A 19860-nucleotide genomic window follows, 5' to 3' on the forward strand; every position below is an offset into this window, starting at 1 on the left:
CCGGCGTTCCCCGGGCAACTCAACGAGAATACCAGAGCGCTGGGCCTCGCTTGACGCCGGTCAGCCGCCCGCGTGCTGACGCAGCCACGGCAGCGGGTCCACCGCGCTCGTTCCGCCGGCCAGCAGTTCGAAGTGCGTGTGCGCGCCGAATGAGCGACCGGTGTTTCCTGTGCGGCCGATGAAGGTGCCGACGGTGACCTGCTGGCCGGGCTCGACCTGAAGGGAGCCGTACTGCAGGTGCGCGTAGCGGCTGGAGATCAGCTCGCCGTCGACGACGTGGTCGATGACGACCGTCACCCCGAAGGCGCCGCCCGACTCCGTCGCGATCCGCACTGTTCCATCGGCGATCGCCTGGACCGGCGCCCCTGCCCCTGGCACGAAGTCGATGCCCTCGTGCATCCGGCCGGAGCGCATGCCGTATCCGTAGGTGATGGGCACGCCCACCGCGAACGGCCACTGGATCGCCGAGGTCGGGTCGTTGACGAAGAAGCTGGAGAAGTTGGAGATGCCGGATTCCGCGGCGATCTCCGCGAACGTGGTGGTGGTGAAGTGGTCGAGGCGCTCGACGCCCTCGTTCTTCACTTCAGCAGGCGCGACGTACACCTGGATCTCTTCGTCCTCCGCGGCGACAGCGCCTGCGGCCAGCGTGCTGAGATTTGCCGTTCCGCCTTGCACAGCCGCGACGGCCTCGGCCGGCGTGGTCAGCCCGACGGTGAGGAGACCGACGACGCCGATGATCCCGACCGAGAAGGATGCGGCGGCCGCCCGCCGGAACGACGAACCCCGGCGATGCTGCGCTCCCTCGGAGACGGCGGGCGCCTCTTCTTCCTCGTCTCGCAGCGCAGCTGCGGCCACCTGCACGGGCGTCTCACCGGTGAACGCGAACAGCCGGGCGGCAGCCTCGAACTCATCGAACGCGCCATCCTCGCCCGGCGAGGAACGCTCGGCGGCGGCGTGGACGTCGTCGACGAAATCGCGGTCATCCTCATCCGCCAGCGACTCGTCCACCGGGGCAGGAGCGGCGGGCGGTGTCCGGCGCGCGCGCACCTGGGGCAACGCGATCGGCGACGTCGGAAGAGCGACCGGAGTCGTCTCCACCGCCGCGGCGGTCGTCTCGACGACGAGGGCCACCTCGGCGGGCAGGGCGGGAAGCGCGAGGGCTTCAGGAGCCAGGTCGGGCAGGTCCTCGACAGCGACCGTCAGCTCGATCGCATCCGTCGACCCGATGGTCTCGGTCAGAGGTCGCCCCCGGACCTCGCGGGCCGCCGGCAACTCCGGACTCACGGCCGCCGCGGCTTGCGCTTGGGCGCGTCGTCGCAGTTCTGCACGCGTCAGCGGAGGGGCTCCGTTCGCTGGCGCGTCAGGAGTCGGGCTGGTCCACCGTGGGGAGGCAGGCGCAGCCGGGCGGGAGTCGGTCAAGACGTAGTGGCTTCCGGGTCGTGTCGCGAAGGCGCGACGGCATCGGTCAGTACAGCGTTGGCCACCCCCACCGTTCGGGCGGTAAAGGTAACGATCGGATAAACACTACCTCGCGGCGACTGAGAAAGCCATGTGCAGGGCCGCCCCGGCACGGGTCAATAGTCGAGCACCTCGGACAGCGCGTTGAAGACGCCCGGCGACGCAGCAATCGTCATGCCCCGGCCGGGGCGACCCCCGGGAGCCCCGGAAACCAGGCCTCCGGCCTCGCGAACGAGCAGCGCTCCGGCAGCGTGATCCCACGGTTGCAGCCCCCGTTCGTAGTACGCGTCGAGGCGTCCCGCGGCCACGGAGGCGAGATCGAGGGAGGCTGCGCCACCCCGACGAAGGTCCCGTGCGAGAGGCATGACCCGCGCGATCTGATCCAATGCGGCGGCGTGGGTGCTGGGGTCGTACCCGAAACCGGTGCCGATGAGGGCTCCGGCCGGGCCGACGTCGGCGTTCACGCGCAACCGCTGCTCCCCGAGCCAGGCTCCACCGTTCAGCGATGCGGAGAAGAGCTCTTCCGTCGGAGGCGAGTACACGACACCGACGCGCGCCGTCCACGTCTCCGGATCGGGATCCCCTCCGACGGCGGCGATGCTGACCGCGTACGCGGGGAGGCCGTACGCGTAGTTGACCGTCCCGTCGATGGGGTCGACCACCCACGTGATCTCCGACTCACGGGCGCGACCGCCCGATTCCTCCCCGAGGAAGCCGTCAGCGGGGCGAGCCGCGCGCAACCGCGACTGGATGAGCGCCTCCACCTCGCGGTCGGCCTCCGTGACGATGTCGGCCAGCGCCGACTTCGTCGCAGCCACCGTGACGCCCTCCGCTCGCCGGGTCTGCGCGAGCCGGCCCGCCTCCCGGGCGATCTCGGTGGCGAGCTCCAGCAGATCTGCGGTGAGGGTCATGACTCCACGCTAGCGGCGGCCGCGGGCGCCCCGGCTACCGTAGACGCATGAGCGCGCGCATCCCGGGCCATACGCATGACGTCGTCATCGTCGGGGGCGGCCACAACGCGCTGGTGGCCGCCGCGTACCTCGCCCGGGCGGGAGCCAGCGTCGTGGTGGTCGAGCAGCTCCAACACGTCGGCGGCGCTGCCGTGTCGGAGCGCCCATGGGAGGGAATCGACGCCCGGCTGTCGCGGTATTCCTACCTCGTGAGCCTGCTCCCCCGGCAGATCATCCGTGACCTGAAGCTCGACATCGACCTCCGCCGCCGCCGGTATTCCTCCTACACCCCCGATCCGGCCGACCCGTCGCGCGGCATCCTGGTCGACACCGCCGACCACGAGTCCACCGCCGCATCCTTCCTCCGCACCTCGGGCGATGCCGCCGAAGCGGAACGCTTCGCGGCGTTCTACGGGCGCATCTCACCGCTGGCGCGGGCGATCTTCCCGACCATGACGGAGCCCCTGCCGACCACCGCCGAGGTGCAGCAGCGCGTGGACGACGACGCACTGTGGAGCGACATGGTCGACAAGCCCCTCGGGCTGACGCTGCGGTCATCGCTCGAGACCGATATCGCGCGGGGCGTCGCCCTCACCGACGGCCTCATCGGAACCTTCGCGGCGGCGGATGACCCATCGCTGCGCCAGAACCGCTGCTTCCTGTATCACGTGATCGGAGGCGGAACGGGCGACTGGGACGTGCCGGTGGGCGGGATGGGGCGCGTGAGCGACGAGCTTGAGCGAGCCGCTCGCGTGGCCGGCGCCGAGGTGCGAACCGGCGCCCGCGTCACTGCCATCACCCCCGACGGCGATGTCCACGTCGATGACCGGAAGGGCGAGAACCTCCGCGGACGCGTCGTCCTCAGCGGTGTCGGACACGACGTGCTCGTGCGCCTCCTCCGGGACGGCGGCGCCGACGTGGATGCGGCGGCGCAGGCCGAGGGCGCCCAGGTCAAGGTCAACATGCTGTTGCGACGCCTGCCGAGGCTGCGTGACGAGAACGTGCGGCCTGAAGCAGCGTTCGCGGGTACATTCCACGTCAACGAGACCATGACTCAGCTCGACGCGGCGTACGCCTCGGCGGTGGCCGGCGTCGTTCCCGAGCCTATGCCTGCGGAGATCTACTGCCACTCGCTGACGGATCCGTCGATCCTGGGCCCCGAGCTGCAAGCCCAGGGGGCGCAGACGCTCACGCTTTTCGGTCTTCAGGTGCCGCACCGTCTCCTCGCCGGCAAGGATGCGGCGGCCGCCCGTGTCGAACTCTTGGGCGCCGCACAACGCAGTGTGGATTCGGTGCTCGCCGAGCCGCTCGCCGACTGCATCTACGAGACGGCGGACGGCCAGCCGTGCATCGAGGCGCGCACCACGGCCGATCTCGAGGACGACCTGGCGATGTCAGGCGGCGACATCTTCCACGGTCCGCTGTCGTGGCCCTGGCTCGAAGCCGAGCCCACCAGCCCCGCCGAGCGCTGGGGCGTGGCCACGGAGCATCCCCGCATCCTGGTGTGCGGGTCGAGCGCCCAGCGCGGCGGGGCAGTCAGCGGGATCGGCGGGCACAACGCCGCGATGGCGGCGCTGGAGCTGCTCAACCTCTGATCGGCTGTCCGACTTTGCCCCCGGCGGCGGGCGGGATTACCTTCGACCGCGTGAGCAAGCCGAGGAACCCCGCCGCACTCGCTGACTACGACCCCGAGTGGGCCAGGACAGCGTTCCGCCTGCTCGGAGGAGTGAGGAGCGCCCTGGAGGGCCTGCAGGGCGCGGCGGACGCCGCGCTCGATCACATCGGCTCCACCTCGGTGCCTGGCCTCCCGGCCAAGCCGCTCGTCGACCTGCAGGTGCGGATCTCGCCGCTTCCCGCCGATCCCGACCTCATCGCGCGCCTCGCTCCGCTCGGATATGAGCGAGCGCGAGGATCACGCCCCGATTCGCCGGGCGTGTACCGCGACGTGCCGAGGGGCTCTCTCGCCGCGGAGCCCCTGGTGTGGGAGAAGTCCCTGTTCTGGCACCAGGGCGAGCAGGCGATCCTGCATGTGCGCCGAGCGGACTCCCCCTGGGGCCTGTACACGGTGTGGTTCCGTGACTGGCTGCGGGCACACCCCGACCAGAGGGCTCGATACGAGGCGGTCAAACGCCAACTGAGCGAGCGGGAGACGGGCAAGCCCGACTACGACGACTACACGCGGGGGAAAACGGGTTTCTTTGACGCCGTGCAAGTCGAGTTCGAGAGCTGGGCCCGCAACGCACCCGCCGGCGAGCGCTGAGGCCGTTCACCTCGCCCTCGCGTCGGGACGGACCCGGGTCAGCGCGGCGCCGGGGGCGGCGGCGGATACCCTTCGAAACCGGGATGCGGTGGTGCGGGCGGCGGCGGCGGGGACACCGGCGGCTGCTGCAGGCTCGGCTGCTGCGAGGCCGGCTGCTGCTGAGCGGGTGCGGCTTGCGGCTGCTGCCCGTAGGTGGGGTAGCCGGTGTAGTACGCGTTCCAGTCGGGCGATCCGTCCGGGAGCATCGGCAGCGGAGTCGCGCCATCGCCGTACGTCGGCCACGGGGGAAGCGCCGACTGCTGCACGGGCGGGGAGACCGGTCGCGGAGCCTTCGGCGCGAAGAGCGCGTTCATCAGCGGGATCAGTGCCGTACCGACAGCGGCGAGGATGGTGATCGCCACCACGATCCGCCAGTACAGATCGCGGAAGTCGATGAACTCGTGGAAGGTCAGCGGCAGGATCAGCATGACGGTGAGGACGATCACGAGCCCGACGGTGATACCGGCGAGCGTGCGCGTGAAAGCGGTCAGGTGACGGCTGAGTGACTTCAGGTAGAGGCGCACGTGCAGCAGCGCCAGCTGCAGGATGAGCACGACGAGCAAGAACGACACGAAGCGCGTGAAGCCCTCGAAGCCGTATTCCTCCGTCGGCATCCAAATGAGCAACGCTCCCACCAGGAGCGCCACCACCCACGTGATCATGCTGGTCAGCTGGAACCACGGCGGCCGACGCGCGGAGAGGTGCACGTCGAGGATCGCGGCGCCGGCGAAGGCGGCCAGCAGCAGGATCGTCAGGAACGCGCGTCCGATGATGTCGTTCTCCGGGCCGATCAGCACCCAGACGACGCAGACGATGGCAGCAGCGATGAGCGCGCCGATGGCGACCCAGATGGCCAGACGCAGAAGATTGCGACCGGCCTGAGCCGGTGCCTGCTGGGGCGGATGCTGGGGGGTGGTCATGGTGGTACCTCTCCTCGGGAGTCGCTCCATCCTGGCACGCGGTCTCTCAGGGTCGCGGCGCGCCCGCCGTACTGGGGATGATCCGGTCCATCCCCCGCACGGTTATCGCCCACCCCCGGATGCTGCCGGCACCGGGTAGCGACGGGGGGTGCCGAAGCGGTGCGCGGTGATCGACACCGCCTGCTCGCGCAGGTACGGCAGCATCTCGATCCGCCCCGCGGTCACGGCCGGTCCGGTGTACAGGGCGACCGCGGGCGATCCGTCCGTCGCTTCCGCGAACTCCCGCGCCGAACCCCCGAGCAGCCGCACGCGTCCGCCGCGGAGGCCGAGGGAGGCCGCACGGCGGCACCAGGATGCGGTGTCCTCCACCCGCGCGGAGACCCCGGCGCCCTCGAGCCAGGCGCGCACCGCCGGCGAGAGGCCGGCCGCGGTGCTCACCGTGAGTGCAGCACCGGCGCGGATCCCGGCGGCGGCGGTCCGTACGAGCGCAACTTCGTCGGCCTGCTCGAACCGGATCGTCACCGGAACCGGCGCGTAGCGGAAGACGTTCTGCTCCGATGCCAGCGCCGACACGTCGCGGGCTGTGCCGAATTCGTCCGCCCATGCGAGGGCGTCGCTGGCGAGCGCGGCCGACAGCCAGCCGCGGTCGCTGGCGGGCACGGCAGCCAGGGCCGCAGACACGAACCCGTCAGGGCGCACGTGCGCCTGCACGGCTGGGGGCGCGGCATCCGTCCACGCCCCGAAGCCGGTGAGGTAGTTGGGACCGCCCGCTTTCGTCCCCGCGCCCACGACGGACTTCTTCCAGCCGCCGAACGGCTGGCGCCGCACGATCGCGCCGGTGGTGCCGCGGTTGATGTACGCGTTGCCCGCCTCGATCCGCCCCATCCACGTCTGGATCTCGGCGTCATCGAGGGAGTGCAGCCCCGAGGTGAGCCCGTAGTCGATCTGATTGACCAGATCGATCGCCTCGTCGAGCGTGGCGGCGGTCATGACTCCCAGGACCGGCCCGAAGTACTCGGTGAGGTGGAACTCCGACCCCGCCTGCACGCCATCGCGGATCCCTGGGCGCCACAACGCGCCGTCGGCATCGAGCTTCTTCGGCTCCACCAGCCACCGCTGGCCGGGCTCCAGCGTCGTGAGCGCCCGCAGGAGCTTGCCGTCGGCGGGCCCGATGAGGGGCCCGACGCGGCTCGCGGGCTCCCACGGCATCCCCACCTCGAGTGAGGTGACCGCGTCCACGAGCTGCCCGCGGAAGCGGTCGGAGGTGGCGACGGATCCCACGAGGATGACGAGGGATGCGGCGGAGCACTTCTGACCCGCGTGCCCGAAGGCGGAGAACGCCACGTCCTTGGCCGCCAGGTCGAGGTCGGCGCTGGGGGTGACGATGATCGCGTTCTTGCCGCTCGTCTCAGCAAGGAGCGGGAGGTCGGGTCGGAACGAGCGGAAGAGCTGGGCGGTCTCGTACGACCCGGTGAGGACCACCCGCTCGACCGAAGGGTGCGACACGAGCCGTCGCCCCAACTCCCGACCGTCGAGTTGCAGGTAGGTCAGCACATCGCGGGGCACACCGGCCTCCCAGAGCGCCTCGACCATGACGGCGCCCGAACGTCGTGCCTGGCGTGCGGGCTTGATGATCACGGGGCTGCCGGCAGCGAGCGCGGCGAGGGTGGAACCGGCGGGGATGGCGACGGGGAAGTTCCACGGCGGCGTCACGACGGTCAGCCGCGCCGGAGTGAACGTCGCGCCGTCGACCTGTCCGAGCCGGCGACCCTGTTCGGCGTAGTAGTGCGCGAAGTCGATCGCCTCCGACACTTCCGGATCGCTCTGCTCGACGACCTTGCCGCACTCCGACCCCATGACTTCGATGAGGTCTGCGCGGCGGCGCTCGAGGATGTCGCCGGCGCGGTGGAGGATCTCGGCACGACCATCGGCGCCCAGCGCCCGCCAGCGTTCGCCCGCCGTCACGGCCGCATCGATCGCGGCATCCACGGCGGCCTCGTCGGCGAGAACGTGGCCATCCGCCGTCTCGGTGCCGAGGGTCGAGGTCTGCATGCGGGCGAGGATGCCGTCGGCCCAGCCGCGGTTCGCCGCGATCGCCGGATCGGAGTCGGCGGCGTTGTCGAATCCGGGTGCCCGCGCGGGCAGGGCCGGGGCGGTGCGATCCTGCACGCGGTGCGGCGCGGGGACCCCATCGGGCATGGCCGCGATAGCGGCGAGGAACCGGTCGCGTTCACGGGCGAACAGACCCGCGTCGCTATCGAGATCGAACACGGCCGACATGAAGTTCTCCGCCGACGCGCCCTCCTCGAGCCGGCGGATGAGGTACGCGATCGCGACGTCGAACTCCTTCGGGTGCACGACCGGCGTGTAGAGGAGGATCGACCCGACAGTGCGGCGCACGACCGCGGCCTGGGCGGTGGCCATGCCGAGCAACATCTCGACGTCGATGCCGGAAGCGACGCCCCGGCGTTCGGCGAGCAGCCACGCCAGCGCGATGTCGAACAGGTTGTGGCCGGCGACGCCGACGCGGATGTTCGCGGTGCGTTCCGGGCGGAGCGCGTAGTCGAGGACGGCCTTGTACGACGCATCCGATGCCTGCTTGGACTCCCATGTCGCCAGGGGCCAGTCGTGAATGTCGGCGTCGACCCGCTCCATCGGGAGGTTCGCGCCCTTCACCACGCGGACCTTGATCGCCGCCCCGCCAGAGGCCACGCGGTCCGCCGCCCACTCCTGAAGGCGCATCATCGCGCCAAGGGCGTCGGGGAGATAGGCCTGCAGGACGATCCCGGCCTCCAGGTCGCGGAACTCCGGCTCATCGAGGATCCGCATGAACACCGCGAGCGTGAGGTCGAGGTCCTTGTACTCCTCCATGTCGAGGTTGAGGAACTTCCGTCCCTCCTGAGCGTCACGGTAGAGCGGGCGGAGAGCGGCGGCCGCATCCGCCACCGCCTCCTCGAACGCCCACGGGGTGTGCGGCGCGACAGTCGAGGAGACCTTGATGGAGACGTAGTCCACATCATCCCGGGACAGCAGGCGGCGCGTGCCCGCAAGACGGCGTGCGGCCTCCTTCTTACCGAGGATGGCTTCACCGAGGAGGTTGACATTGAGTCGGGTTCCTTCGCCCGCGCTCCGGATGCGTTCGATGGCCGGGCCGAGCTTCCGATCCGTCGCGTCGACGATGAGGTGACGCACCATTGCGCGCAGGACGGTGCGGGCGATCGGCACGACGATGCGCGGGGCGATCGGGGCCGCCAGCGCGCCGAGGCGGATGGCGGCCTTCAGCGGGAGGGGCAGGAATCCCGGAATCAGCGGCGTCAGCGCCGTGAGGTTGCGAGCGGCGACGCGGGTGTCGTCCGGCCGCACCACCCCGTCGACGAATCCCACGGTGAAGGCGAGACCGTTCGGGTCGCGGAGCACCCCGGCCAGGCGCTGGGCCGACGCATCGACCGGTTCGGCACGGCTGGCCTCCAGCCAACGGCGGACGAGCGCGATCGCGTCGTCGGCGAGGTCGATGGGCCGAATGTCGGCCGGGTCGGCGGCAGGGGCGCCGGCGGGGGCTTCGCTGAGGGTCATGAGGGAACCTTCCGTCGTGGGCCCAGTCTGCGCCGCGCACACCAATCGGGAAAAGCGACCATTTATGATGGATACCGTTCGGCTGTGTCGACGAATGGATGCTTCGTGTTCGATCTCCGCCGCTTGCGTCTGCTCCACGAACTGTCGGTGCGCGGCACACTCGCCGCCGTGGCCGAGGCCCTCTCCTACAGCCCGTCGACCATCTCTCAGCAACTGGCGCAGCTGGAACGCGAGGCCGGGGTCGCGCTGCTCGAACCAGACGGGCGACGCGTGCGGCTGACAGCCCAGGGCGAGGCCCTCGCCGCCCACGCCGCCCACATGCTGGATGCCGACGAGGGGGTGCGCAGCGAGCTGGAACGCATGCAGCCGACGCTCGCGCCGGTGCGGGTAGCCGTCATGCAGTCGGCCGCGCACGGGCTCGTCCCGCGGGCGCTCACCCTCCTCGCCCGTGACGAGCCGGAACTGCGCATGGAGGTGGCCGAACTCGCCCCGGAGGACGGGCTGTTCGAACTCGCCGCACGCGGCTTCGACCTCGTCGTCGCCGAGCAGTATCCCGGGCATACGCGCGAGCATCGCGACGGCGTGGAGCGCGTGCTCCTGGGGCATGACGCGATCCGCCTCGCCCTCGCGCCGGGCGACACCTCGGCGGCATTGACGGCGCTGCGCGACCGACCCTGGGTGATGGAGCCGATCGGCACGGCAGCGCGCCAGTGGGCGACGCAGCAGTGCCGCGCCGCGGGGTTCGAGCCCGATGTTCGATTCGAGCTCGCCGACCTCACCGCCCACGTGCGGCTCATCACATCCGGACTCGCCGTCGGCATGCTCCCCGACCTCGTGTTCGCCGGGGACGATCCGCCCGTACGCCTCGTGTCTCTTCCGGGCGACCCGAGGCGCGACGTCTTCACCGCCATTCGGAGCGGATCGGCCGGACGTCCGGGGATCCGTGCGGTCCAAGCCGCCCTGCAAGACGCCTTCGACGACGTCGCCCGGTCCGCCTGAGCCGACCGCCCCATGCCCCCGCGCGCCGCCCGTCGCGCTTGCCGCGTTGATCCGCGCTGCGGCGTTAGAATCGTGGTCTGTTCGACCGCGTCGGTCGGAGTAGGCCGTCCGCACATCGTGCCGCGACGGTCCGAGGCTTGAAACCTCCAGCACTTCGTTCGCCAGAAGCCTGGAGGGCCTTCTCATGTCCATCACTCTGTCCAGATCCCGTGCATGGTGGTCACTCGGCGTACTCGCGCTGACCCAGCTGGTCGTCGTCCTTGACGCCACAATCGTCACCATCGCCCTGCCCGAGGCCCAGCGGGAACTCGGTCTCACGGACGTCGAACGCCAGTGGGTCGTCACCGCCTACGTTCTCGTCTTCGGTGCTCTGCTCCTCCTCGGCGGCCGGATCGCCGATTACTGGGGTCGCAGGCGTGCCTTCATGGTCGGCATGTTGGGCTTCGGCGTGGCATCCGCGTACGGTGGGTTCGCTCAGACGGGCACCGAGTTGATCATCGCCCGGGGCGCCCAGGGACTGTTCGCGGCGCTGCTCGCCCCCGCCGCGCTCGCCCTGCTGACGGTGACCTTCCCGTCCGGCCGCGAGCGGAACACGGCCTTCGCCGTGTTCGGCATCATCGGCGGAAGCGGTGCCGCGGTGGGCCTGTTGCTCGGCGGCGCACTCACGGAATTCGCCGGCTGGCGGTGGTGCCTGCTGGTGAACGTGATCTTCGTCGTCGTCGGCATCATCGGGGGATTCCTCTTCCTCACGGAGAGCACGGCGGAGGGCGACAACCGTTACGACGTCTGGGGAACGATCACGGTGGCGTTGGGCCTCGGCTCGCTCGTCTACGGCTTCAGCCTCGCCGAAGAGAGCTGGAGTTCGATCGGCACGATCGGCTTCCTCGCTCTCGGCGCCGGCCTGCTCGCCCTCTTCGTGCTCATCGAGTCACGCGTCGCGCAGCCGCTTCTGCCGTTGCGGGTCATCCTCAACCGTGTGCGCGGCGGCGCCTTCCTCATTCAGGCGATCGTGGGGAGTGTCCTCATCGGCGCGACGCTCTACCTGACCTTCCACTTTCAGATCGTGCTGGGCATGAAGCCGCTCCTCGCGGGTCTCGCCAACGTCGCGATGACTGTCGTCATCCTCATCGTCGTTCCGGCACTCACCAAGGTGTTGCCGGCTATCGGCCCTCGCCCTCTGCTGGTTGTGGGTCCGTTGTTCGCCGCTGCCGGCCTGTTCTACCTGAGCTTCATCACGCCCGACGGGAGCTACGTCACCCAGGTTCTGCCCGCGCTCGTTCTGCTCGGCGCCGGTCTCGCGGCCCTGTTCGTTCCGTTGCAGAACGTCGCCCTCACAGGAGTCGCGCCGCACGACGCCGGAGCCGCCTCCGCCACGGTGAATGCCGCGATGCAGATCGGCGGCTCGGTCGGAGTATCGGTGTTCACGGCGATCTACGCCCGGGCAGCCGGGGGCTCTGCAGCATCCGGAAACGACCAGTTCGCAGCGTTCACCGACGGCTACTCGTCGGTCTTCATCGCTGCCGCGGTCGTCATGGTGGCGGCGTCGCTCATCGCGGTCTTCCTGATCCGCGGCGACAAGAACGACCTCCTTCCCCAGCGTGACGATGGCTCGGCCGTGCACGTGGGGTAATCCGCCGCCGCCGGCGTAGGCATGTGGGACTTATACCCGGATTTTCGACCCTGGTCCGATGTCGGCGGTGTACTCCTAAAGTCGTGGCCGGCCGGAGATTGGGGACCGGCATGGGGGCAAACCGCCGCTACGCATCTCCGTGTGGCACAACGCGGCCACGCATCGCAAGGCTTGACACTCCCCCCGCTCGCGCGTGCAATCCGATCAGGTGAGGGCACCGAATAATCAACGCTGGCACACACTGGGGGGGACGCCAGCTCGGGTGCCTTCCGCTCCTTTGCGGGCGGAAGGCACTCGAGGCGGGGAAACTACGCAGAGGCTTCTGCCGGGGGGGGAGTAGCCACGAAACCGCCACCGACGACGAAAGCCGCCCTGCCTGTCCGAGGACTGGCAGAGCGGCTTTCGTTGTTTACATGCGGTTAAAAGGGTGGTGGTGGCGAGTGAGGGATTCGAACCCCCGAATGCTGAGCAGTCTGATTTACAGTCAGATCCCTTTGGCCGCTTGGGTAACTCGCCAGGTGCGCACCTGCCCGGCTTTGGCAGTCGGACAGAGGCGCGATCACCGATATTACTCCCCTGTCCGGCTCAACTCGAACCAGACGGCACGCTGCGACGGCCGAAGTCGTCAGAGCGCGGCGGCGCCTGCGTCCGCGACCCGGTGGTCGTCCTCGACCGTGCTCCCCGAGACACCCACGGCGCCGATGATCACACCGTCGACCCTGAGCGGTATCCCACCGGGGAAGGTGATGAGCCCGCCGTTGGAGTGTTCGATCTGGTAGAGCGGGCCACCGGGCTGGGACAGCTCGCCGATCGCTCCGGTGTGCATGTCGAAAAGGCGCGCGGTACGCGCCTTCTTCACGGCGATGTCGATGGAACCGAGCCACGCGCCATCCTGACGCGCGAACGCCTTCAGGTTTCCGCCAGCGTCGACGACCGCGACGTTCATCGGCGTGCCGATCACTTTCGATTCCGCCAGCGCGGCGGCGACGACGGATTGTGCTTGCTCAAGCGTGATGTCTGACACGGAGGTCCTCCAGGGTAGGTTCCCCCACCCTAGACACTTGTGCGCGTCAGGTGCCCAGGTGGTCCAGCTCGCGCCCCTCGAGCTCACGGGGCAGGCGCAGCAACGCCCCCTCGAAGCGGCACGTCGCGGCCGCCACATCCATCGCCCGCTCGAGGACCGCGGCCCACTCTCCCGCAGTGGCGGGCACGCCGTCGCGCAGCAGCGCCACGGTGGCTGCGAGCACGGCGTCGCCGGCGCCCATCGTGTCGATGATCCGCCCGGGCATGGTCGAGACGGGCCGGACGACCGTGTCCCTTCCCGCGTCGATCGCCGCGCCGCCTGCACCATATGTCGCGAGAACCGCAGCAGGACCCAGGGCAGTCATCCGCGGGCGCACGCGGTCGAGTGACTCGCGATACAGCAGTCGCGCATCGTCCTCGCCGATCTTCACCAGCATCGCCCCCGCGGCCAGACGCTCGAAGCCGCGGACGAACTCGTCACGGTCGTGCAGCATCCCCGCCCGCGGGTTCGGGTCGACGGCGAGCGCGACGGATGCGGCGGACACAGCATCGGCGAACTCTTGCGTCTGCGCCCGGTCGTCGAAGGGGAAGCAGCTGACCACGACCATTTCGGCGTCGCGGAGCGCTGCGCGTTCGTTCTCCCCGAACCGGATGCGGCGATGCTGCGCCGCATCGTTGAACACGTACTCGGGCTCACCCGAGCGGGACCGCGTACTCACGGCGCGGGAGGTTCCGTACTCCGAGGGCGACGCGATCAGATCCACGCCGTAGTCCTCGAGATACGTGCGGATGCGCGAGCCGGGCTCGTCGTCGCCGACCATCGCCAGGAGCGTGGCCGGCACGCCCAGCCGTGACAGCCCCACCGCGACGTTGAGCGCGGCTCCCCCGACGAACTCGCGCACCCCCTCGCTGTCGCGGAGCTCATCGATGAGCGCGTCGCCGACCACCACGACACGTCGATTCATACGTCTGCCGTTTCGAGCACCCGCTCGACGAAGGCCTCGGTGCGGCGGCGCGTGCCGTCGATCTTCAGGTCGACGCTCGCTCGGACTTCGCTCGGCGCCAGCGGCATGGCAAGGCGGACGGTCTCGTGGCATGAGAGGTCGGCGCACATGTACGTCCCGACGCTGTCCCCGGCCTTGCCGGCCGTACCCGCCTTGCGCGCGGTGAACAGGGCCACCTGGTCGGCGGGCTGCATGGTGTGGCACAGATTGCACATGGCCGCCCGCGCACTCGAGGAGCCTTCCGCCGCACGCACCACGACGCCGCGCGGTACGCCGTCCCGCTCGATGACGACGTATCCGCGACCGCGGTTGCGGGGGTCACGCCACGCGAGGAAGTCGAGGTGATCCCAGTCGGCCAGGAGGAAGTCCACCGGCATCCCCGCAACCCGTCGTTCGTCGTCGCCCGCGTTCACGAACGACTCCCGCACTTCGTCCTCGGTCAGAGCATGCATGCCGAACAGTCTACGAACGCCCCTCCCCCGCGGGGCCGGGCGCCGGGAGATCGTATCGGTGAGGGAGGGACAGCCGGGTTACTTCACGCTTCCGGCCGTCAGACCACCGACGATGTACCGCTGCAGGGCGAGGAACAGCACCATCGGCAGGATGGCGGCGATCACGGCGCCGGCGGCGAACACGCTCCAGTTCGTCGCCGTCTCCTGCGACACGAACTGGTACAGCCCGACCGCCAGGGTCTGCTTGTCCGGGTCGACGAGGACGACGGAAGCGATGACGAAGTCGTTCATCGTCGCGATGAACGACAGCAGCCCCACGACAGCGAGGATCGGCGCCACCAGGCGCAGGATGATCGTGAAGAAGATCCGCGCGTGACCGGCCCCGTCGATCTTGGCGGCCTCGTCGATCGATGCCGGCACGGTGTTGAAGAACCCGTACATGAGGTACGTGTTCACCCCCAGCGCGCCCCCGAGGTACACCATGATCAGGCCGACCTGGGTGTTCAAGCCGATGGCGGGGAAGATGTCGGCGATCGTCGACATGAGCAGGAAGATGGCCACGAACGCCAGCAGCTGCGGGAACATCTGCACGAGCAGGAGGCTCAGGAGCCCGAAGCGACGCCCGGTGAACCGCATCCGCGAGAACGTGTACGCCGCCAAGGCGCCCAGGAGGACCGTGCCGATCGCGGTCGAAATCCCGATCACCAGGGAGTTCACGAACCACGCGCCGAACGGCTGCGTCGGGTTGGTGAACAGCCGCACGAAGCTCTCGCCGCTGAACGTCTGGAACAACCCGTTCGCCGTCAGCAGGGTGCCGCCGGGGTTCAGCGCTGCCGACAGGACGTACAGAAGGGGGAACGCGGCGAACACCAGCATGACGATGCCGACGATGTGGCGCCATCCGGTCTGCCGGAACCACACGCCGAAGGGTCGGCGCGGCGGGCGGGCGCCGGCGAGAGGAGTCGAATCCAGCGCCATGTCAGTTCAGCTCCTCAAGGGCCTTGGTCTGTCGGAATCCGATGTACGAGATGACACCCACGAGCAGGAAGATGATGATCGAGAATGCGCTGGCCAGCCCGAAGTCACGCATCTGTCCGACGAAGGCCACCTTGTAGACCATCGAGATCAGGATGTCGCTTGCTCCGGCGTTGATGGATGCGTCCGCGAAGCGCGGTCCGCCGCCGGTGAGCATGTAGATCAGGTTGAAGTTGTTGAAGTTGAAGGCGAACGAAGAGATCAGCAGAGGCGCCACCGAGACGAGCAGCAGCGGGAACTTGATGTAGCGGAAGATCTGCCACACGCTCGCGCCGTCCACCCTGCCCGCCTCTGTCACGTCGTCGGGGATGGACTGCAGCGCGCCGGTGGTGACGAGGAACATGTACGGGAAGCCCAGCCAGAGGTTCACGATGAGGATCGCGATCTTGGCGAGCAACGGGTCCTGCAGCCACGGGATGGAGGCGCCGCCGAGGAGAACCTGGTTGATGAACCCGAAGTCCTGGTTGAACAGGCCCGCCCACACCAGCGCCGAGAGGAATGCAGGGAAGGCGTACGGGAGGATCATGATGATCCGGTAGTACTTCCGGCTCTTCATCCGCGGATCGTTGAACACGATGGCGAGGAAGAGCCCGAGGACGAACGTCGTCGCCACCGAGAGGAAGGCGAAGACGAAGGTCCAGATGGCCACCGCGATGAACGGACCGCGGATGGACTCCTCGGTGAACGCACGCACGAAGTTGTCGACGCCGACGGTCACCACCCAGCCGGGCAGGAGCTCCGTGCCGTCGTCCGCGGTGAAGGCACCGGTGCCGATGTCGCGGTACACCGTGCCGGTGCTCGTGTCGGTCATGGTGTCCGCGTCCGGATCCCACTGCAGACTCGACGTGAACAGGTACGCGCTCGAGCCGTCGGTGGTGCGCAGGTACCCGTCGTTCGGGTCATCCGAGATCGGCACGGCGATCGCACCGATCTCGCCCTGGTTCGCGATGACCTGGGCGAACTCGAGGGTGTTGTACCCCTCGGCGGAAACGGCCTTGCCGCCGCTGAACTCCGCCTCGACCGGCTCGAGCGGAGCCTCGCTGTTGCCGACCTCGGCGTCGCCGCTCTCGGGGTCGGTCACCAGTAGGGAGAACACGCCATTCTGTTCGACGACCGTGATGGGGTAGGTCGCAGAATCCTCGACGCGGGCCTGCGACTGCAGGAGGAGCGCGTTGACGGCGTCGTCCTTGGACGAGTTGTGGCCCGAGCCGTAGTTCGTGAAGGCGATGTAGACCGTGTAGCCGATCACGAAGATCTGGAAGACGAGCAGGAAGATCAGCCCGGGTGTGAGGTACTTGGCCGGGAGAAGTCCCGGGGTCAGATAGACGACGTTGACGCCGACGGTGACGAGCGCCACGACCGCCGCGATGATCCACTGGTCGGACACCGCGAGCACCATGATCGCGTAGACCGCGGCGGCGTCGACGATCGCCAGCGCGGCGATCTTGACCAGCCACACCTTCCACCCGAGCGACGCGGCCTCGGCGTAGCGTTCGGCGCGGCGGCGGCGCTTTTCGAGTGCCGGATCTCGACGATCGGCGGGTGTGTCGGTCTCGACCGGGGGGAGGGTCATCCTCGGTGCTTTCTTGTTCGTGCGGATAGTGCTCAGAGAGTGAGGTGGGGCGGCCCGGAGGCCGCCCCACCTGCTTCAGCGGTGACGAAGGGCGTCAGCCGCCGATGTTGCCCTGGATGTCTTCGGCCATCTTGGTCCAGGTGGCGGCGGGATCTTCGCCCTTGAGGATGGCGACCTCCGCCACGCCCCAGAACTCCCAGACCGCACCCATCTCGGGGATGCTGGGCATCGGAGCACCCGTGGCGCCCACGGCGCCGAAGCCGGCGATGATGGGGTCGGCCGCGGCCTTCTCATACGCAGCGGTCAGTGCCGGCGGGCGGTCGCCCGCCTCGTACAGCGCGGTCTGCACCGGCTCGGTAGCCAGGTAGTTCACGAGGAACTCGTTGGCGGCGAGCGCGTTGTCGGACTTTGCGTTGAGGTAGAAGCCCTGGACGCCCACGAACGGCTTGGCCGTCTGCCCACCCGCGGAGGGGATGGGGTCGATGGCGAGGTTGATGCCCTTGGCCTCAGCGTCGGCCACGTTCCACGGGCCGGTCAGGATGAACGGCGTCTGTCCCGAGTTGAAGGCCTCTTTGGAGAGGTCCTGCGTGAGGTTGAGGTTGATCGTCCCGGCGGCCCCCTGCTGGCCCAGCCAGGTGGCGAACGCCTGGCCGGCGGCGTCGCCGATCGTCAGCTGCGATCCGTCGTAGCTGCCGTCGGCGTTCTGAGCGAAGACCGAGTTACCGAACGAGGTCTCGAACGGGTACAGGTGGTACGGGTCGGCGTTGGCCGGGTCGAGGCCGACGACGAACGGGTACTGCACGCCCGCGGCGGTTCCCTTGGCGATCATGTCGTCGAAGGACGTGGGCGCCTCGGGGACGAGGTCGACGTTGCGCATGAGCGCGAGGTTCTCCGTGGCGTAGGGAAGCCCGTAGACGTTGCCCTCGTTCGTGAAGGCCTGAATCGCGACCTGCTGGAACTCTGCGGCCTTGTCGCCGAGTTCAATGGGAGCGACGAGTCCGTCCTGCACGAAGCCGCCGAGCCAGTCGTGCGCGCCGACGGTGATGTCGGGGCCCTTGCCGGTGGGGACCTGCGCGGCGAAGTCGGCCTGGATCTTGGTGAAGTCGCGCTGAACGAGGTCGACCTCGATGCCCTTCTCCTCCTCGAACGCCGCGGCGACGTCCTTCAGGGCATCGGCGCGGTTCGCGTCGACCCATACGGTCAGCTTCGCGGATGCATCCCCGTCGCCCGAACCGCCGTTGTCTCCCCCGCCGCCGGCGCAGCCGGCGAGGAGCAGGGCGCTCGTGGCGATGAGGGCGCCGAATCCGAGCGCGCCCTTGGTGTTCACCTTCATCGGTGTGTGCCTCTCTGTCAGAAGGGGCCGCTGTCAGCGCAGTACTGGCGGACATCGTCGGCCCCGGGCTTGTTATGCAAGCGCTTCCAGTCTGCGTCCGCCTCCCACGCCATGCAAAGTGCACCCGGTTTCGATACGAAGACGTGATCCGGGGTTCCGCCGGAGGCGTTCGCCGATCCGCGGCCCCGTTCCCCGTGCGCTCCGACGGTCGCGGCTACACTCGCGTCATGGCCGACAGCTCATTCGACATCGTTTCCAAGATCGATCGCCAGGAAGCGGACAACGCGCTCAACCAGGCCCGCAAGGAGGTCGAGCAGCGCTACGACTTCAAGGGCACCGGCGCCTCCATCGAGTGGAGCGGCGAGTCCATCCTGATCAAGGCGAACTCGGAGGAGCGAGCCAAGGCCGTTCTCGACGTCTTCCAGACGAAGCTCATCAAGCGCAGCATTTCGCTGAAGAGCCTCGACTCGGGCGAACCGACCCCGAGCGGCAAGGAGTTCCGGATCGTCTCGACGCTCAAGGAGGGCATCTCGCAGGAGGATGCCAAGAAGATCGGCAAGATCATCCGCGACGAGGGGCCCAAGACGGTGAAGTCCCAGATCCAGGGCGACGAACTGCGCGTGCAGTCGAAGAACCGGGACGACCTTCAAGAGGTCATCCGGCTCCTGAAGGCCGCCGACCTCGACGTCGACCTCCAGTTCACCAACTACCGGTAGCGCGCGGGCCGCCTTCACCGCCCCGCGCGGATACCCTGCCTGAACCGCGGGGGTCCGCCTATCCGATCTCCCTCCAGAAGGCGAGAATCGCGTCCGCCAGCGCCGCCGGCTGCTCCAGAGGCACGAGTGTCCGCGCTCCCGAGATCGTGAGGGCACGGGCATTCGGGGCAAGCGCGGCCGCACGCTGCGCGTCCTCGGGGCTCCAGTCGCCGCGATCGTCGGAGGCGACGAACAGGCTCGGCGCCGTGATGCGCGCGAGCCGCTCCGTGACATCGCGGCGGTCGATGATGAACGAGCGCAGCGCATAGCTCATGCTCTTGCGCGTCGGTCTCGCGAGGCTCTCCGTCACCACACGCAGGATGCGCGTGTCTGTGGCCGAGGCATCCGTCAGCATCGCCGCGATGACGGCCTTCTGCACAGGCCGAACGGGTCCGGCGAGGCGGAGGAGGGGATGAAGGAGAGCGATCTGACGCCGGAGCGCCGCCGGGACGGGTTGGGTGGGCGCGCTGATCGCGACGAAGCTGCGCATCACGGACGAGTCTGTCGCCAACTCGTAACCGACGTGGCCTCCGAACGCGTTGCCGATCCAGTCGACCGGACCGCTCAGGCCGAGCCCCCGCAGGGCATCGCGTGCCGCCCCTGCGGCCTCGACCATGTTGGTGCGCCGCGAAAGAGGCTCGCTGCGCCCCAAGCCGGGCGGATCGATCAGCACGTACTCCCGCCCGGGGTCACCGTCCAGCAGAAGCGGCAGCAGGGGATCCCACGTGTGGCTGTCGACGAACATCGACGACCAGAGCACGGTCGGCGCACCTCGCCCGATGCGCCGCACGGACAGGGAACCAAGGCAGGTTTCGACGCGCCCGATGTGCCCGATGAAGGTATCCATATTTTGATG

At 69.0% G+C, this 19860-nt stretch carries 16 protein-coding genes and 1 tRNA gene; 5 read left to right on the forward strand and 12 right to left on the reverse strand.

The window, feature by feature from the left end; all coding sequences use genetic code 11:
• Positions 1-60: 60 nt before the first annotated feature.
• Complete coding sequence (locus tag AC4FS2_RS11245) at positions 61-1284, reverse strand: M23 family metallopeptidase (protein ID WP_491156768.1); 1224 nt, start codon at positions 1282-1284, stop codon at positions 61-63.
• Between the two features lie 290 nt (positions 1285-1574).
• Complete coding sequence (locus AC4FS2_RS11250; RefSeq protein WP_491156767.1) at positions 1575-2369, reverse strand: inositol monophosphatase family protein; 795 nt, start codon at positions 2367-2369, stop codon at positions 1575-1577.
• 47 nt (positions 2370-2416) lie between these two features.
• On the opposite strand from AC4FS2_RS11250, the gene AC4FS2_RS11255 reads away from it, so the two are divergent.
• Positions 2417-4003, forward strand: a complete 1587-nt coding sequence (locus AC4FS2_RS11255) for a phytoene desaturase family protein (RefSeq protein ID WP_491156766.1) — start codon at positions 2417-2419, stop codon at positions 4001-4003.
• 50 nt (positions 4004-4053) lie between these two features.
• Positions 4054-4668 (forward strand): GrpB family protein, encoded by a 615-nt coding sequence (locus tag AC4FS2_RS11260; protein ID WP_491156765.1) that lies wholly within the window; start codon positions 4054-4056, stop codon positions 4666-4668.
• 38 nt (positions 4669-4706) lie between these two features.
• On the opposite strand, the gene AC4FS2_RS11265 is transcribed toward AC4FS2_RS11260, so the two are convergent.
• Positions 4707-5627, reverse strand: coding sequence for a hypothetical protein (locus AC4FS2_RS11265; protein ID WP_491156764.1), 921 nt, complete (start codon positions 5625-5627; stop codon positions 4707-4709).
• A gap of 102 nt (positions 5628-5729) precedes the next feature.
• On the reverse strand, positions 5730-9200 hold the full coding sequence (locus AC4FS2_RS11270; protein WP_491156763.1) for a bifunctional proline dehydrogenase/L-glutamate gamma-semialdehyde dehydrogenase: 3471 nt from the start codon (positions 9198-9200) through the stop codon (positions 5730-5732).
• Positions 9201-9305: 105 nt separating this feature from the next.
• On the opposite strand from AC4FS2_RS11270, the gene AC4FS2_RS11275 reads away from it, so the two are divergent.
• Together AC4FS2_RS11275 and AC4FS2_RS11280 are read left to right on the forward strand one after the other, a co-directional pair.
• Positions 9306-10199, forward strand: coding sequence for a LysR family transcriptional regulator (locus tag AC4FS2_RS11275; protein WP_491156787.1), 894 nt, complete (start codon positions 9306-9308; stop codon positions 10197-10199).
• A 184-nt stretch (positions 10200-10383) separates the two neighbouring features.
• Positions 10384-11829 carry an MFS transporter gene (locus AC4FS2_RS11280; protein ID WP_491156762.1) on the forward strand — a complete coding sequence of 482 codons (1446 nt, stop codon included), beginning with the start codon at positions 10384-10386 and terminating at the stop codon, positions 11827-11829.
• 431 nt (positions 11830-12260) lie between these two features.
• Here AC4FS2_RS11280 and AC4FS2_RS11285 read toward each other — a convergent pair.
• The 7 genes from AC4FS2_RS11285 to AC4FS2_RS11315 form a co-directional block, all read right to left on the reverse strand.
• Positions 12261-12345: transfer RNA gene (locus AC4FS2_RS11285), tRNA-Tyr, on the reverse strand.
• Between the two features lie 109 nt (positions 12346-12454).
• Positions 12455-12853, reverse strand: coding sequence for a GlcG/HbpS family heme-binding protein (locus AC4FS2_RS11290; RefSeq protein ID WP_491156761.1), 399 nt, complete (start codon positions 12851-12853; stop codon positions 12455-12457).
• A gap of 46 nt (positions 12854-12899) precedes the next feature.
• A complete protein-coding gene (locus AC4FS2_RS11295) occupies positions 12900-13817 on the reverse strand; it encodes a PfkB family carbohydrate kinase (protein WP_491156760.1) in 918 nt (305 codons plus the stop codon).
• Positions 13814-14308 (reverse strand): FBP domain-containing protein, encoded by a 495-nt coding sequence (locus AC4FS2_RS11300; protein ID WP_491156759.1) that lies wholly within the window; start codon positions 14306-14308, stop codon positions 13814-13816. The genes AC4FS2_RS11295 and AC4FS2_RS11300 overlap by 4 nt, the downstream gene beginning before the upstream one ends.
• Before the next feature lie 78 nt (positions 14309-14386).
• A complete protein-coding gene (locus tag AC4FS2_RS11305) occupies positions 14387-15286 on the reverse strand; it encodes a sugar ABC transporter permease (RefSeq protein ID WP_491156758.1) in 900 nt (299 codons plus the stop codon).
• Between the two features lies 1 nt (position 15287).
• A complete protein-coding gene (locus AC4FS2_RS11310; RefSeq protein ID WP_491156757.1) occupies positions 15288-16916 on the reverse strand; it encodes an ABC transporter permease subunit in 1629 nt (542 codons plus the stop codon).
• Between the two features lie 94 nt (positions 16917-17010).
• Entirely contained in the window at positions 17011-18249 is a 1239-nt protein-coding gene (locus tag AC4FS2_RS11315) for a sugar ABC transporter substrate-binding protein (protein ID WP_491156756.1), read from the reverse strand.
• Between the two features lie 227 nt (positions 18250-18476).
• On the opposite strand from AC4FS2_RS11315, the gene AC4FS2_RS11320 reads away from it, so the two are divergent.
• Entirely contained in the window at positions 18477-18965 is a 489-nt protein-coding gene (locus AC4FS2_RS11320; RefSeq protein WP_491156755.1) for a YajQ family cyclic di-GMP-binding protein, read from the forward strand.
• Between the two features lie 58 nt (positions 18966-19023).
• Here the strand turns inward: AC4FS2_RS11320 and AC4FS2_RS11325 are convergent, their stop codons facing one another.
• A complete protein-coding gene (locus AC4FS2_RS11325; protein WP_491156754.1) occupies positions 19024-19851 on the reverse strand; it encodes an alpha/beta fold hydrolase in 828 nt (275 codons plus the stop codon).
• Between the last annotated feature and the right edge of the window lie 9 nt (positions 19852-19860).

This window comes from Microbacterium sp. Z10_103 (assembly GCF_058310455.1).